General features: G+C 71.5%; 12 protein-coding genes. 5 read left to right on the top strand and 7 right to left on the bottom strand.

The window, feature by feature from the left end; all coding sequences use genetic code 11:
* The 3 genes from ACQEUU_RS17505 to ACQEUU_RS17495 all read right to left on the bottom strand — a co-directional run bounded on the left by ACQEUU_RS17505 (position 1) and on the right by ACQEUU_RS17495 (position 2,511).
* The gene (locus ACQEUU_RS17505; protein WP_433067067.1) at positions 1-1,305 is read right to left on the bottom strand and encodes an NAD(P)/FAD-dependent oxidoreductase; all 1,305 of its coding nucleotides are present in this window, start codon (positions 1,303-1,305) and stop codon (positions 1-3) included.
* On the bottom strand, positions 1,302-1,664 hold the full coding sequence (locus ACQEUU_RS17500; RefSeq protein ID WP_433067064.1) for an ATP-binding protein: 363 nt from the start codon (positions 1,662-1,664) through the stop codon (positions 1,302-1,304). The genes ACQEUU_RS17505 and ACQEUU_RS17500 overlap by 4 nt, the downstream gene beginning before the upstream one ends.
* Before the next feature lie 73 nt (positions 1,665-1,737).
* On the bottom strand, positions 1,738-2,511 hold the full coding sequence (locus ACQEUU_RS17495; protein ID WP_270157241.1) for a SigB/SigF/SigG family RNA polymerase sigma factor: 774 nt from the start codon (positions 2,509-2,511) through the stop codon (positions 1,738-1,740).
* A gap of 170 nt (positions 2,512-2,681) precedes the next feature.
* On the opposite strand from ACQEUU_RS17495, the gene ACQEUU_RS17490 reads away from it, so the two are divergent.
* A complete protein-coding gene (locus tag ACQEUU_RS17490; protein WP_433067061.1) occupies positions 2,682-3,044 on the top strand; it encodes an STAS domain-containing protein in 363 nt (120 codons plus the stop codon).
* Here the strand turns inward: ACQEUU_RS17490 and ACQEUU_RS17485 are convergent.
* Entirely contained in the window at positions 3,041-3,760 is a 720-nt protein-coding gene (locus tag ACQEUU_RS17485; protein WP_433067059.1) for an ANTAR domain-containing protein, read from the bottom strand. The two genes, ACQEUU_RS17490 and ACQEUU_RS17485, sit on opposite strands and share 4 nt — an antisense overlap.
* Before the next feature lie 64 nt (positions 3,761-3,824).
* On the opposite strand from ACQEUU_RS17485, the gene ACQEUU_RS17480 reads away from it, so the two are divergent.
* On the top strand, positions 3,825-5,651 hold the full coding sequence (locus ACQEUU_RS17480; RefSeq protein WP_433071879.1) for a SpoIIE family protein phosphatase: 1,827 nt from the start codon (positions 3,825-3,827) through the stop codon (positions 5,649-5,651).
* Between the two features lie 108 nt (positions 5,652-5,759).
* Complete coding sequence (locus tag ACQEUU_RS17475) at positions 5,760-6,863, top strand: glycosyltransferase (protein ID WP_433067057.1); 1,104 nt, start codon at positions 5,760-5,762, stop codon at positions 6,861-6,863.
* A 94-nt stretch (positions 6,864-6,957) separates the two neighbouring features.
* On the opposite strand, the gene ACQEUU_RS17470 is transcribed toward ACQEUU_RS17475, so the two are convergent.
* Complete coding sequence (locus tag ACQEUU_RS17470) at positions 6,958-8,010, bottom strand: PucR family transcriptional regulator (RefSeq protein WP_433067055.1); 1,053 nt, start codon at positions 8,008-8,010, stop codon at positions 6,958-6,960.
* A 76-nt stretch (positions 8,011-8,086) separates the two neighbouring features.
* On the opposite strand from ACQEUU_RS17470, the gene ACQEUU_RS17465 reads away from it, so the two are divergent.
* Together ACQEUU_RS17465 and pruA are read left to right on the top strand one after the other, a co-directional pair.
* Positions 8,087-9,004, top strand: a complete 918-nt coding sequence (locus ACQEUU_RS17465) for a proline dehydrogenase family protein (RefSeq protein WP_433067052.1) — start codon at positions 8,087-8,089, stop codon at positions 9,002-9,004.
* Between the two features lie 2 nt (positions 9,005-9,006).
* Positions 9,007-10,632, top strand: a complete 1,626-nt coding sequence (gene pruA / locus ACQEUU_RS17460) for an L-glutamate gamma-semialdehyde dehydrogenase (RefSeq protein ID WP_433067049.1) — start codon at positions 9,007-9,009, stop codon at positions 10,630-10,632.
* 72 nt (positions 10,633-10,704) lie between these two features.
* Here the strand turns inward: pruA and ACQEUU_RS17455 are convergent, their stop codons facing one another.
* Entirely contained in the window at positions 10,705-11,490 is a 786-nt protein-coding gene (locus ACQEUU_RS17455) for an HAD family hydrolase (protein WP_433067047.1), read from the bottom strand.
* A gap of 30 nt (positions 11,491-11,520) precedes the next feature.
* Entirely contained in the window at positions 11,521-13,944 is a 2,424-nt protein-coding gene (locus ACQEUU_RS17450) for a glycoside hydrolase family 65 protein (protein ID WP_433067044.1), read from the bottom strand.
* Positions 13,945-13,954: the final 10 nt, after the last annotated feature.

Below are 13,954 nucleotides of genomic sequence, written 5' to 3'. Positions count from 1 at the left end.
TCAGGAAGAGCGGCCGCGCGCGGCGTACTCGAACTCCCTGCGGGGATCGCTGAGTGCGCCGAGCGCGGCTATTTCACGTGGGAAGAACAGCGCCAGCGTCCAGTCGACGAGCACCCGCACCTTCCTGTTGAAGGTCGGGATCCGGGACAGGTGGTAGGTGCGGTGCACGAACCAGGCGAGCGGCCCGCGCAGCTTGCGGCCGTAGATCTGGGCGACGCCCTTGTGCAGGCCGAGGCTCGCGACCGAGCCGGCGTAGGCGTGCCGGTACGGGACGAGGGGGCGGCCGCGGAGTGTGGCGACGACGTTGCCTGCGAGGACCTTGGCCTGGCGGACGGCGTGCTGGGCGTTGGGCGCGCAGAACTCGCCGGGGCGGGTGAGGTCCGGCACGGCGGCGCTGTCCCCGGCGCAGAAAACGTTCTCGTGGCCTTCGACGGTGAGTTCGGCGGTGGCCCTGACGCGGCCCTTCTCGTCGAGGGGCAGGTCGCCGGAGCCGACGACGGGGTGCGGTTTCACTCCGGCCGTCCAGACGAGGGTGGCGGTGTCGAAGGAGGTGCCGTCGTCGAGTTCGACGTGGCCGTTCTCGGCGGAGTTCAGCCGGGTGCCGAGGCGGACGTCGATGCCGCGGGCGCGTAGCTGCTCCAGGGTCCAGCGGCCCATCTCGGGGCCGACCTCCGGCAGGATCCGGCCGGTGGCCTCGATGAGGTACCACGACATGTCGGAGCGCTCGATGGCCGGGAAGTAGCGGCAGGCGTCCCTGGCCATGTCCTCCAGTTCGGCGATCGCCTCGACGCCGGCGTAGCCCGCGCCGACGAAGGCGAAGGTCAGCGCCCGGCGGCGGGCCGCCTGGTCATCGGTGGATGCGGCCAGGTCGAGCTGGGCCAGCACCTGGTTGCGCAGGTGGATGGCCTCCTCGACGGTCTTGAACCCGATGCCGCACTCGGCCAGGCCGGGGATGGGCAGGGTGCGGGAGATGGAGCCGACCGCCACCACGAGCAGGTCGTACCCGATCCGGCGCGCCTCCCCCGGGCGGGGCTCGAAGTCCACCGTGCGGGAGGCGGTGTCGATCCTGGTGACCCAGCCGTTGATGACGCGGCAGCGCCGCAGCACCCGGCGCAGGGGGACGATCACGTGGCGGGGTTCGAGGTTGCCGGCGGCGGCCTCGGGGAGGAACGGCTGATAGGTCATGTACGAGTCGGCGTCGATGACCGTGATGCGAGCTTCGTCACGGCCGAGCGCGCGTTGCAGGCGCAGGGCTGTGTACATGCCGACGTAGCCGCCGCCGACGATGAGTATGCGTTTCGTCATACATCAGCTTTGCCCGGGAATCTCATGATCACGGTGCTTCCGCCGCTTCCGACGCGAAGCGTGAGGTCGGACGCCAGGAGTCGGGCCACCCACAGTCCCATGCCGCCCACCGATCCGGGCTGCGGGCCCGGCTTCCAGGTGCCGTCGTCGTGCACCTCGATCACGATCTCCCCCGCTTCGGACCACAGGCGCACGTGCGCGGCGTCGTCACCGTGGGTGACCGCGTTGGTGGCCACTTCGTTGACGGCGATGACGAAGTCGTCGACCGCCTCCTTGCGCATGCCGAGCTCCAGCGCCCCGCACGCCGCGAACTCCCGGACCCGAGGCAGGTCCGGGAGCCGGAAATGAAGCCTCCGCACGCGCACGCCGGGTGGCGGGCCCCCCGAGCCCGCCCGAGGATCGATCTCCTCTGTCATCACCCGGCGATCCCCCTCAACCGACCATGAGCTCTGCGCGCAGCTGGTCGAGCACCTTGCGGAGGATCCGGGACACGTGCATCTGCGAGATGCCGAACTCCGCGGCGATCTCGGCCTGCGTCATGTTGCCGAAGAACCGCAGCAGCAGGATGTGCTTCTCCCGCGAGGGCAGCGCGTCGATGAGCGGCTTGACGGCCTCACGGTCGACCATGGTGCTGAGCGTGTCGTCGTCCTCCGGGATGACGTCGCCGAGAGAGGCGGCGTCGTCGTCGGTGCCGAGCGGCGCGTCCAGCGACAGCGTGCTGTAGGCGGCGGAGGCGTCGAGCGTGAGCAGGACGTCCTCCTCTGAGATGTTCATCTTCGCGGCCAGCTCGGCGACGGTCGGCGAGCGGCCGAGGTCCTGGCTGAGGTCGGCGACGAGCCGGTTCAGCTCCGAGCGGCGTTCCTGGTAGAGGCGGGGCACCCGGATGGCCCAGGTGCGGTCGCGGAAGTGGCGCTTGACCTCGCCCGTCATGGTGACGACGGCGTAGCCGCGGAAGGCGTGGCCGAGCGTGGGGTCGAAGCCGTTGATCGCCTTCATGAGCCCGACGTACGCCGCCTGGAGCAGGTCCTCCAGCGGCTCACCGCGGTAGCGGTAGCGGCGGGCGATCTCCATGGCCAGCGGCCGGTGCATCTCCACGATGCGCTCGCGGAGCCGTTCCCTGAGACTGTCGGGGGTGCCCTCCCTGACCATCTCGGCCAGGAGCTCTTCGGCGGTCATCTCTTCGAGGACGAGTTCCTGCACAGCCATCGCTGCTCCTCATATGGGGTAGCAGGCGGCCTCTACAGGAGAAAAAGCCCATGCAGAGGCACGCCTCGCTCTACGTTCGAGACGAAAGCCCTCTGCTGGACTTCGGACACCAGTATCCCCCACATCCGAAGAAGTATTCCTCTCTTCTTGAGTAACAGTAAGGTTGCCCCGTGACTGTGCCCGAGAACGGCGAAGGGTCCGCGGCGGCCCTGAGCTTGACGTCGTCTACCGTTGACGAGATTGCCGTGATCAAGGTCGACGGTGTGCTCGACGCCACCACGCGTGAGCAATTCGCGGACTACCTCTCCCTGGCCGGTCCGAATCTGATCCTCGACCTGGCCGGGGTGACGTTCATGGACTCGCGCGCGCTGGGGCTGATCGTCCATCACTGGCAGACCAGCCTGAGCTCCGGGACGAAGTTCGCGCTCATCGGCGTCGAGTACGCCAAGTCCAAGGTGATGTGGATCACCGGGCTGGCGCAGCGGCTGCCGATCTACGACACGCTCGACGACGCGCTGGCGGCCATCGGCTAGCGGCGGCGGTTCTTGCGTTGATGCTCCTCGACCAGGAGCCGGGCCAGATCGGCGACCTTGACCTGATGGTGCTGGGAGATCCTGCGCAGCTCCTCGAAGGCGGCCTCGGCCGTGCAGCCGCTGGTCTGCATGATGATGCCCTTGGCCTGGTCGATGAGGGCGCGGCCGGCCAGCGCCTCCTGGAGCTGGGCGGCGTCGGTGCGGACCTCGTCGAAGTCCCACATGTTGGCCATGGCGACGCCCACCTGCTCGGTCAGCATCTCCGCCAGCGACTGCGCCCCTTGCGGGGAGAACGCCTCGGGGCGCACCGAGTAGAGGCCGACGATCAGCAGCGCGGGGGGCACCTTGATGGGCACGGTGAGCACCGAGCGCACGCCGCAGCGGGTGGCCAGGGCGGCGTAGCGGGGCCAGCGGGCGTCGGTGAGCACGTCGGCGACGGCCACCCGGGCTTCCGTCTTCCTGGCCTCGGCGGAAGGACCCTCACCGATCTCACGCTCCCCCTCGACCAGGGTGATCAGCTCGCTGTGGGAGCCGGAGGTGAGGACGCGCCGGTCGCGCCAGTGTTCGGCCGAACCACCGGAGCAACCGGGAACGCCGGCCGCGAGCGCGGTGGTCAGGCCCCGGAGTACGGTCTCGGTGGAGGTGGCCTCTCCCAGCCTGCCCAGCGACGCGAGGTCGCGGGCGAGCCCGGGAGTGATCATCGCGGTGGATTCCATAACAGCAAGCATCTACCCCTTATGGCCACCATTATCCCGGGTGGCGTAGCGTCGGAGGGTGACCATGCCGGACCTCGAACACGCCCTGGACGCGCTGACAGGGCGCGTCTCATCGTTGCGTGAGGCCAGGGCAGCTTATCCCTCGGACCTCGCGCCCACGCTCGACGCCGCGCTGGCGGAGCTCGACACCGCCGTCGAACTGCTGGCCGAGGCGCGTGAGCAGCTCAGCAAGGGGCCCAGACGGCAGTCCGGCAAGAAGGACGGCTCCCAGCGCGAGCTGAAGCTGCTGCGGCAGGTGTTCCGGGCCTTCCCGGTGCCGGTGATCGTCCTCGACGGCGGCGGCATGGTCAGGCGGATCAACCCCGAGACCTCCCGGCTGCTGGGCAGCCCCGACGGCTATCTGGTGGGCCGGTCCTTCCCGCTGCTGGTGGACGTCTCGCGGCGGGCCGCGTTCCGGTCCCACCTGACCGCGGTGCTGAGCACCGGCCAGCCGGCGGCGTTCGAGACCAGGCTGGCCCACCAGGGGCGGGCGCACGTCGTCCAGCTCGCCATGGCGCGGCTGACGATGCCGGGCGAGCCGCAGCAGATGGTGGCGCTGGTGGCGCTGCCGATCGAGGTGCAGCTGCCGGAGCCGGGCGAGCGGCGCCCCGAGGAGACCGACGGCACGGCGCTGCTGGAGGCCGCCAGGCGTCAGGACCTGCTGGCCAGGATGGCCGCCCTGCTGCTGGACGAGGAGGCGCTGCGCCAGCCGGTGGCGCTGCCGCGCGCCACCCGCCTGCTGGCGGCCGAGTGGTCCGACTGGGTGGTGGCCGACCTCGTGCGCGACGGGCTGCCGCGGCGCTCGATCGTGATGGGCCCCAAGAACCAGCCGGTGAGCGAGGTGGTCCGGCAGGTGGAGTCGAGCGACCCGGCCGGCGCCCAGGTGGTCGCCCAGGTGCTGGAGCGCGGCTCCGGCGTGGTGCACGAGATGGTCGACGACGAGTCGCTGCTCGGGTTCTGCGCCGACGGGCCGGTGCTGACGGCCATGGGCGCGGGCTCGCTGCTGTGCGTGCCGATCGGCCGCGGCGACGGGGTGCTGACGCTGGTGCGCACGCACGACCGCCCGCCGTTCACGCTGGCCGACCTGAGCGTCATGCAGGAGGTGGGGCTGCAGCTCGGCATGGCCGTACGGGCGCAGCACAGCTTCCGCAGCCGCTCGCGCGCGGCTGACGCGCTGACGGCCAGCGTGGTCCCGCGCAGCCTGCCCGACGTGCCCGGCTACGAGGCCGCGGCCGTCTACCATCCGGGCGCGTCGGTCGGCGCGGAGTTCTACGACGTGTTCCCGCTGCCCGGCGGCTGGGGGTTCGCGCTCGGCGGCGCGGCCGGCAAGGGCGAGGAGGCCGCCTCGGTCAGCGCCATGGTGCGGGGCGGGCTGCGGGTGCTGAGCGTCTGGGAACGCGAGCCGGACCCGGTGGTGCGCAAGGTGAACGAGGCGCTGGTCAAGCAGGGCACCGGCCTGTTCGTCATGGCCGTGGCCGGGTTCGTCTCCGGTCGCAGGATCCGCATGTCGTCGGCCGGCCACCACCCGGCGGCGCTGGTGCAGCCCGACGGCTACGTGCGCTTCACGGCGGGCGGCGGGGTGCCGCTGGGCATCGCGGCCGACGCCGAGACCAGCACCGAGGAGATCACGCTCGGCATGGGCGAGACGCTGGTGCTCTACTCCGACGGGCTCATCTCGTCCAGGAACGAGCGGGGCGAGCCGTACGGGGAGGAGCGGCTGGCCGACGTGCTGAGCAGATGCGCTGGTCAGGCGCCGTCCGCCGTGGTCAAGGCCATCGAGGCCGACCGCAACGCCTTCTCCGGCGGGCAGGTGTGGGACGAGATCGTGGTGCTGGCGCTCCGCGGAATCTGACAGGCATGGGTTTGCGAACTCCGGGAATACGGGTATTGTCGGCGTAGACACAGTCGTGCCTAAGACGCAGGCACACCTTGAAGGCTTTTTTTCACGCTGAGGTGTGCCATGAATATCGCGATCGTCGCCTCTGGGTCCGGCAGCAAGCGCCACCACATTCTCTCTGTGGCCCGTGAGCTCGGGCGTGACCACCACGTCACGATCTACTCACGCCGTAACAGCTCCGAGGGCAAGCCCAAGACGCGGGTGGCCCCGGGTGTCACGGTGGAGCACATCGACGTGGGCCCGGCTCGTGACCTGAGCCCGAACGAAGTGGCGCCGTACCTGAACGACGTCGGCGAGTACCTGATGAAGCGGTGGCGGCAGGACCGCCCTGATGTCATCCACGCCCACTCGTGGACCGGTGGCCTGGCCGCCGTCGCGGGGGCGAAGGACCTGGACGTTCCGGTGGCGCACTCCTTCCACACCGTGGATCCCGCGCGCGTGACCCTGGAGCGGGCTCTCGGCCGCCGGGCCAGGGCCGTCATCGCCGGCTCGGGTGACGAGGAGTCGGCGCTGATCCGGATCGGCGTCCCGCGCAACCACATCGCCGTGGTGCCGTACGGGGTGGACACCGAGCGCTTCCACCGCCAGGGGGTGACCGCCTCGCGCGGCACCACCAAGCGGCTGGTGCACGTCGGCCCACTCACCCCGGAGCGCGGCGCCCAGACGATCGTGCGCGCCCTGCAGGGCCTGCCCGACGTGGAGCTGGTGCTGGCCGGCGGCCCCGACCCCGAGCAGCTCGACGGCGACCTGGACGCGCGGCGCCTGCGCGCCCTGGCCGAGCAGCTCGGCGTGGCCTCCCGGGTGACGCTCCTCGGCCAGGTCAAGCGGGCCGCGGTGCCCAAGCTCATGCGCAGCGCCGACGCGGTCGTGACCGTCCCGCGCGAGGCCCCCACCGGCATCGTGGCGCTGGAGGCCATGGCCTGCGGCGTCCCGGTGATCGCCTCCTCCGTCGGCGCCCACCTCGACTCCGTCATCGACGGCGTCACCGGCCTGCTGGTGCCGCCGGACCGTCCCTCGCGCACCGCCAGGCTGGCCCGCGAGCTGCTGACCGACCCCACCCTGCGCACCGCCCTCGGCTACGCCGGCGCCGACCGCGCCCGCTCCCGCTACTCCTGGGAGCGCGTCAGCCAGGAGCTGGTCCGCGTGTACGAGGCCGCCTGCGCCTAGGCTTCCCCGGCCGACCTCGTCAGGGCCCGCCACCGAGGAGAACCGTCAAGGTCCTCCGGCCGGTGGCGGGCCTCCGCACGTGTGCCGGGGACGGTCAGCGCAGCCGGGCCGCCTTCAGGCCGAGGTGGACGGTGAGCCGGTCGTCCCCGTCGGACAGGTCGCGGCCGGTGAGCCGTTCGGCCTTGCCCAGCCGGTAGTAGAGCGTCTGCCGGTGGATGCCCAGCTCGGCGGCGGCCTTCTGGGCGTGGCCGCCGAGATCGAGGTAGACCTCCACGGTGCGGGCCAGCTCCGGGTCGAGCGCCGCCACCGTCGCGGCCAGCTCGCGCAGGTCGTCGCCGCCGAGCCGGGCCAGCAGCCGGTGCGCGCCCAGCTCCGCCCAGCGGGCGATCGGCGCGTGGCGGGGGAAGCTCTCGGCCACGCGCAGCGCCTGGCGCGCCTCCCGCCAGCTCAGCCAGGCGTCCGCCGGGTCCTCCCGGGGGTCGCCGATGCCCGCCGCGGTCCCGTACGCGGCCTGGACGGTCCGGGCGACCTCGGCGGCCAGGTGGGCGGGGGCGAGCAGGGCCACCGGCGAACCGGCGCGGGCGAGCACCCCGCGCGGCAGCGTCCACAGGGCGGCGGCGCGCTCCTCCGACTCGCGCACCGCGACCGCCGCCACCGGGCCCGGCACCTCCAGCGCGGCGGCGGCCCGCTCCTCCGGGTCGGGCGACAGCAGCGCGTCGAGGCTCCGGCCGAGGTCCTGCCTGCTCCTGGCCTCCCGGGCGAGCGCGGCGGCGGCCCGGGTCACGAGCGGGGCCACGCGGCCCAGCGTGGCGTCGGTGAGGCTGCCGGAGTCGAGGAGCCACAGGTAGCCGTAGGTGACCTCGCCGTGGCGCAGCGGCCAGCAGATCCTGGCCAGCACCTTGAGCCCCTCGTCGGCGGGGATGCGGACCGGGCCGTGCGCCCGCGCGATGCCGTAGCGTTCGAAGTAGTCGCGCACCTCCTGGGAGGCGCGCCGGCGCAGGATGGACTCCTGGCGCACGGTGTCGATGTCGCCGTGCTGCGCCCCGTACGCGAGCAGGCGGAAGGAGCGGTCCTCCAGCGTCGCCGAGGCGCCGAGCAGGCCCGCGATCTCGTCGACGATGTCCTGCAGATCAGCGGTGTTGTGCATGTGTATGACAGCCTGCCACATCTGGCGTTACTCGCGTCCATAGCACCGGCTGACCTGCGGTTTTAGGCTGGAAAGCATGTTGGGACACGTACTGCTCGCCGCATCGGGGAGCCGGCTGGTGCGCCGGTCCGTGTCGGGCTTCCCGCTCACCCGCAGGGTCGTCGACCGGTTCGTCGCCGGCGAGAGCGTGCCGGAGGCGCGCGACGCGATCCTCCGGCTGCGCGAAGCCGGACTGTCCGTCACGGTCGACCATCTCGGCGAGGAGACCCGCGACGCGGGCGACGCCGCGGCCATCGCGAAGGCGTACCTCACGCTGCTGGAGGAGCTGGGGCCGCTGGAGCTGGGGGGCGCCGCCGAGGTGTCGGTGAAGCTGTCGGCGGTCGGGCAGGCGCTCGACGAGGACCTGGCGCTGGAGAACGCGCGGGCCATCTGCGCCGGCGCCGCGGCGGCCGGCGCCACCGTCACGCTCGACATGGAGGACCACACCACGGTCGACTCCACCCTGCGGATCCTGCGCGAGCTGCGCCGCGACCATCCGTCGACGGGCGTGGCCATCCAGGCCTACCTGTACCGCAGCGAGGACGACTGCCGCGCGCTCGCGCACGAGGGGTCGCGGGTGCGGCTGGTCAAGGGCGCCTACCGGGAGCCCGCCTCGGTCGCCCACCAGGGCAAGGCCGCCGTGGACAAGGCGTACGTGCGATGCCTGCGCCTCCTCATGGCGGGGCAGGGGTATCCCATGGTGGCGACCCACGACGACCGGCTGATCTCCATCACGGAGCTGCTCGCCGACCGCCACGGCCGCTCCCGGGGCGACTACGAGTACCAGATGCTGTACGGGATCCGCACGGACCGGCAGGAGGCCCTGGCCGGGGCCGGTCACACGGTCCGCGTCTACGTCCCCTACGGCGACGACTGGTACGGCTACTTCATGCGCCGCCTGGCGGAGCGCCCGGCCAACGTCGCCTTCTTCCTTCGTGCCCTTGGAGGCAAGTGATCATGGATGCCATCAGCAACGTCCCGGCCCCGGCCAACGAGACGGTCCTCGGGTACGCCCCCGGCAGCGCGGAGCGGACCGCCCTGGAGGCCCGGATCAAGGAGCTGGCCGGCGCCTCGCTCGACCTGACCATGACGATCGGCGGTGACCAGCGGCCCGGCGGCGGCGCCCCGATCGACGTGGTCCAGCCGCACAACAAGAGCGCCGTGCTGGGCCGTACCCGGGAGGCGGGCGCGCAGGACGTGCGCGCGGCGATCGACGCGGCGCTGGCCGCCGCGCCGGCCTGGCGCGCGCTGCCGTTCGACGAGCGGGCGGCGATCTTCCTCAAGGCCGCTGACCTGCTGGCGGGGCCCTGGCGGGCGACGCTGAACGCGGCCACCGTGCTCGGCCAGTCCAAGTCGGCCCAGCAGGCGGAGATCGACGCGGCCTGCGAGCTGATCGACTTCCTGCGGTTCAACGTGGCCTACGCCCGGCAGATCTACGCCGACCAGCCGATCTCGTCGCCCGGCGTGTGGAACCGGATGGAGTACCGCCCGCTCGAGGGCTTCGTGCTGGCGATCACGCCGTTCAACTTCACCGCGATCGCCGGCAACCTGCCGACCTCGGCCGCGCTGATGGGCAACGTGGTGGTGTGGAAGCCGTCGCCGACGCAGCAGTTCGCCGCCCACTTCACGATGCGGCTGCTGGAGGAGGCCGGGCTGCCGCCGGGCGTCATCAACCTGGTGACCGGTTACGGCGAGGCCGTCTCCGAGGTGGCGCTCACCCACCCCGACCTGGCCGGCATCCACTTCACCGGCTCGACGGCGACGTTCCAGCACCTGTGGCGCACCGTCGGCGAGAACATCGCCTCCTACCGGGGCTACCCGCGCCTGGTCGGCGAGACCGGCGGCAAGGACTTCGTGCTGGCCCACCCGTCGGCCGACCCCGCGGTGCTGTCGACGGCGCTGATCAGGGGCGCCTTCGAGTACCAGGGCCAGAAGTGCTCGGCGGCGTCGCGGGCGTACGTGCCGCGCTCGCTGTGGAGCCGGATGCGCGACGACTTCGTGGCCGTGGCCGAGTCGCTGACCGTGGGCGACGTGGCGTCGGACCTGTCGACGTTCATGGGCGCGGTGATCGACGAGCGGGCCTTCGCCAAGCACAAGGCGGCCATCGACCGGGCGCGTGCCTCCTCGGGGATCGACGTGCTGACGGGCTCGTACGACGACTCCACCGGATATTTCGTGAAGCCGACCATCCTGGAGTGCGCCGACCCGACCGACGAGATCTTCGTCAAGGAGTACTTCGGGCCGATCCTGGGCGTGCACGTCTACGACGACGCCGACTTCGACACCGTGCTCGACCAGATGGAGGGCGTGAGCCCGTACGCGCTGACCGGCGCGTTCATCGCCCAGGACCGTTACGCGATCAGGGCGGCGTCGGAGAGGCTCCGCTTCGCGGCGGGCAACTTCTACGTCAACGACAAGCCGACCGGGGCGGTCGTGGGCCAGCAGCCGTTCGGCGGCGGCCGCGCCTCGGGCACCAACGACAAGGCGGGCTCGCTGTACAACCTGGTCAGGTGGGTCAGCGCCCGCGCGATCAAGGAGACGTTCGCCCCGCCGACCGACCACCGTTACCCGCACATGGGCTGACGGTCCGATCCGTCCCGCGCCCTCGGTCTCCACGCGAGCCGGGGGCGCGGGCGCCTCAACCGGCGCCCGGCGTCAGGCGGTGCGGCGGTCCAGCCGGTGCTCGGCCAGGGCGTCCAGATCCACCTCGTCGAGGCTGGTGACGACGAGGTCGGCGTGGGCGTCGGCGAGCATCCGCTGGTCGTCCGCGCGGGCCACCCCGAGCCCCGCCATCCCGCCGGCCTTGGCGGCCTGGACGCCGCTGACCGCGTCCTCGACCACGAAACAGTCCTCCGTCGGGACGTGCAGCTCGGCCGCCGCGGTGACGAAGATCTCCGGGTCGGGCTTGCCGTGCGCGAAGTCGCGGCCGGACAGGTCGGCGTCGAAGAAGCCGGCGAGCGTCTGACCCGGCTGGATGAAGTCGTAGGCCAGGCCCTGCTCGGCCGCGAACGTGTCGAGCCGGATCTTCCCCAGGAACAGGCCGGCGTTCTTGGACGAGGACGCCACCGCCGCCGGGATGCCGGCCCCGTGGACGGCCAGCGCGAACCTGAGCGCGTCGGGGTAGGCGGTGAACTCCCCCGCTTCGATCAGCCGGATCACCAGCCGCTGCTTGTGCTCGGCGTACGCCTCGACCCGGTCCTCGGCGTCCGGGACGTTGAAGTACCGCAGGGCGGCCAGCGCACCGCTCATCCGCGGCTTGCCGGAGATGACCCGCTGGTAGACCTCCGGTGTGAACCGGTCGTCCGACCAGTCGGTGCGCTCGCGGATGCCGGCCCACTCCCCCTCCATCAGCTCGCGCAGCGCCTCCTTCCAGGCGCGCTGGTGCGGCGAGTCGACGAGCACGCCGTCGACGTCGAAGATCGCCCCTTTGAATCCCGTCATGGGCATGGCGCGCCCCTCTCTCTCGGTCTGTCACCGTCCGGAGGCGGCCCCGGGGACGCCCCCGGGGATCGCGAAGACGCAGGTGGCTCCGGGGGTCAGCTCGCGGACGTCGTCACCGACGCCCACGTGCAGCGGGCCGCGGAACCCCTCCGCCTGGGCCGACAAGATGAGCTTGTCCCCCTCGATGGCCAGCCGGAGCGTGGTGCCGCGGAAGCGCATGCAGAACGTGACGCCGTCGAGCCGGTCGACCAGGCGGGGCGCCACCCTGAGCACGTCGCCGGTGATGCTGGTGCCGACATAGCTGCGCTGCAGCAGGTCGAGGGTCCCGGACATGACGCCCATGTGGATGCCCTCCTTGGTGGTGCCGCCCTGCACGTCGTTGACGTCGCTCTCCAGCGCCACCAGGTAGCGTTCCCACGAGCTCTCCGGGTCGACGCCGGCCAGCACCCCCGCGTAGGTGACGAAGCTGAGCGTCGAGCCGTGGGTGGTGCGCTCGTCGTAGTACTCGATCGTCCGCCTGGCCAGTTCGCGGTCGTAGTCGTAGCCGAGCCGGCCGAACAGCTCGCCCAGCTCCTCCTCGTCGAAGAGGAAGAACAGCATGACCGCGTCGGCCTGCTTGGACATCTTGTAGCGGTTGGGGTCCCTGCCCTCGGCCCTGAGGATCCGGTCCATCCGCTGGACGTTGCGGTAGCGGTCCCGGTATCCGGCCCAGTCGAGCTCCTCCAGGTCCGCGTAGCCCTCGAACTGGCTGATCACTCCGTCGTGGAACGGGACGCACATGCGGCGGCTCATGTCCCGCCAGGTCTCCAGCTCCTCGTCGGTCACCTGGAGATGGCGGCGGATCATCGCGGCGCGGCTGCTGGGCAGCAGGTCGAGCACCTTGGGCGCGGTGTGGGCGATCCAGGCCGCCATGACGTTGGTGTAGGCGTTGTTGCGCAGGCCGGGCTCCTCGGAGTCCGGGTAGCGCTCGTGGAACTCGTCGGGGCCCATCACGCCGTGGATCTCGTACCGTCCGGTCTCCGAGTTGAGGTGCGCGATCGACGCCCAGAAGCGGGCGATCTCCAGCATCAGCTCGGCGCCGTAGTCGCGCAGGAACTCCAGATCGTCGGTGGCCTGGAAGTACCGCCACACGTTGTAGAAGATCGCCGCGTTGACGTGCCGCTGCCGGTGGCTGAGATCCGGGTCCCACTGGCCGGACAGCGGGTTGAGATGCACCCGCTGGGTCTCCTCGGTGCCGTCGCTGCCGCTCTGCCAGGGGAACATGGCGCCCCGGTGACCGGCCTCGGCCGCGGCGGCGCGGGCCTCGGTCAGGCGCCGGTGCCGGTACAGCAGCAGGGACCGGGTGATCTCGGGAAGGCGCAGGTTGAGGAACGGGTAGACGTACATCTCGTCCCAGAAGACGTGCCCCCGGTACGCCTCGCCGTTGAGCCCCCGGGCGGGGACCCCGGCGTCGTGCCGGGCGGTGTGGCGGGAGCAGACCTGCAGCACGTGCGAGATGTGCAGGCGCAGCAGCAGCTGGGCGCGCGGCTCGCGGGGCAGCCGCACGTCGCAGCTGTCCCACAGCTCCGTCCAGGCCGAGTCGTGCTCGTCCAGCGCCCCGGCGAAGCCGGGGTAGCGCAGCACGTGCCGGCCGGCGGCGGCCAGCGGCTCGGTGATGGCGTTGTCGTGCGAGGTGAACACGGAGACGAGTTTCTCGACCCGGCTGGGCCGGCCTTCCTCGACGTCGAAGGTGAGCACCTGCTGGATGTAGTCCTGCATCTGGTGCAGCCGCCGCTCGGTCTCGGCCGGGCGGTCGCCGTGGAAGGCGCGGGTGCGGGCGGCCTGGGCGATGTAGATGTCGGACTGGCGGGTCTTCACCTTGAGCGCGATGACCTCGGGGCCGAACGTGCGCGGCGACACCGGGTCCAGGTGGCGTCCCTCCAGCTCGCGGTAGCGGGCCACGATCTGGTTGGTCATCCGGCCGTCCAGGGCGGTGACCACCTCGACCCGGCCCGACCAGTTCTCCGGCGTGAGCGTCCATTCGATCGCGGCCTGGTGGCTGTGCGCCATGCTGACGAACCGGCGGCTGCGCAGGCTCGTCACGCGCCCGGCCTCGTCGCGGAAGCGCAGGTAGCGCTCGACCAGGGCGAGGCGGACGTCGTAGGAGTGCCGGTAGTCGAGCACCTCCACGTTCCCGAACCGGACCGCCGGCTCCCCTTCGATGCGCAGCTTCAGCGGCAGCCAGTTCGGCAGGTTGACCAGGTCCTCGTTGAGCACCGGATGACCGTCGAAGATCGTGGTCTCCCGGTTGTAGCCGCCGTGGGTGTACGTGCCCGGGTAGTGGATCTCCCCGAAGTCCTCCCATTCGGCCGTGCCCCGGGTGCAGAAGTAGCCGTTCCCGGTCGAGGTGATCGCCTCGCGCAACTGCTCGGCCTCGGGGTCGAAGTGGTCGTACGTGAGTGTGAAGCCTTCCATGGCGCCCCCC

The organism is Nonomuraea sp. CA-218870 (assembly GCF_050936535.1).
Taxonomy (GTDB): Bacteria; Actinomycetota; Actinomycetes; order Streptosporangiales; family Streptosporangiaceae; genus Nonomuraea; species Nonomuraea corallina.
Note: the sequence above shows the minus strand (reverse complement) of the source record. Positions and strands in the feature narration are given on the sequence as shown.

Excerpts from the sequence above, each read along its gene's own strand:
- ACQEUU_RS17505 (WP_433067067.1), bottom strand. The coding sequence starts at position 1,305 with ATGACGAAACGCATACTCATCGTCGGCGGCGGCTACGTCGGCATGTAC.
- ACQEUU_RS17495 (WP_270157241.1), bottom strand. The coding sequence starts at position 2,511 with ATGGCTGTGCAGGAACTCGTCCTCGAAGAGATGACCGCCGAAGAGCTC.
- ACQEUU_RS17485 (WP_433067059.1), bottom strand. The coding sequence starts at position 3,760 with ATGGAATCCACCGCGATGATCACTCCCGGGCTCGCCCGCGACCTCGCG.
- ACQEUU_RS17480 (WP_433071879.1), top strand. The coding sequence starts at position 3,825 with ATGCCGGACCTCGAACACGCCCTGGACGCGCTGACAGGGCGCGTCTCA.
- ACQEUU_RS17475 (WP_433067057.1), top strand. The coding sequence starts at position 5,760 with ATGAATATCGCGATCGTCGCCTCTGGGTCCGGCAGCAAGCGCCACCAC.
- ACQEUU_RS17470 (WP_433067055.1), bottom strand. The coding sequence starts at position 8,010 with ATGCACAACACCGCTGATCTGCAGGACATCGTCGACGAGATCGCGGGC.
- ACQEUU_RS17465 (WP_433067052.1), top strand. The coding sequence starts at position 8,087 with ATGTTGGGACACGTACTGCTCGCCGCATCGGGGAGCCGGCTGGTGCGC.
- pruA (WP_433067049.1), top strand. The coding sequence starts at position 9,007 with ATGGATGCCATCAGCAACGTCCCGGCCCCGGCCAACGAGACGGTCCTC.
- ACQEUU_RS17455 (WP_433067047.1), bottom strand. The coding sequence starts at position 11,490 with ATGACGGGATTCAAAGGGGCGATCTTCGACGTCGACGGCGTGCTCGTC.
- ACQEUU_RS17450 (WP_433067044.1), bottom strand. The coding sequence starts at position 13,944 with ATGGAAGGCTTCACACTCACGTACGACCACTTCGACCCCGAGGCCGAG.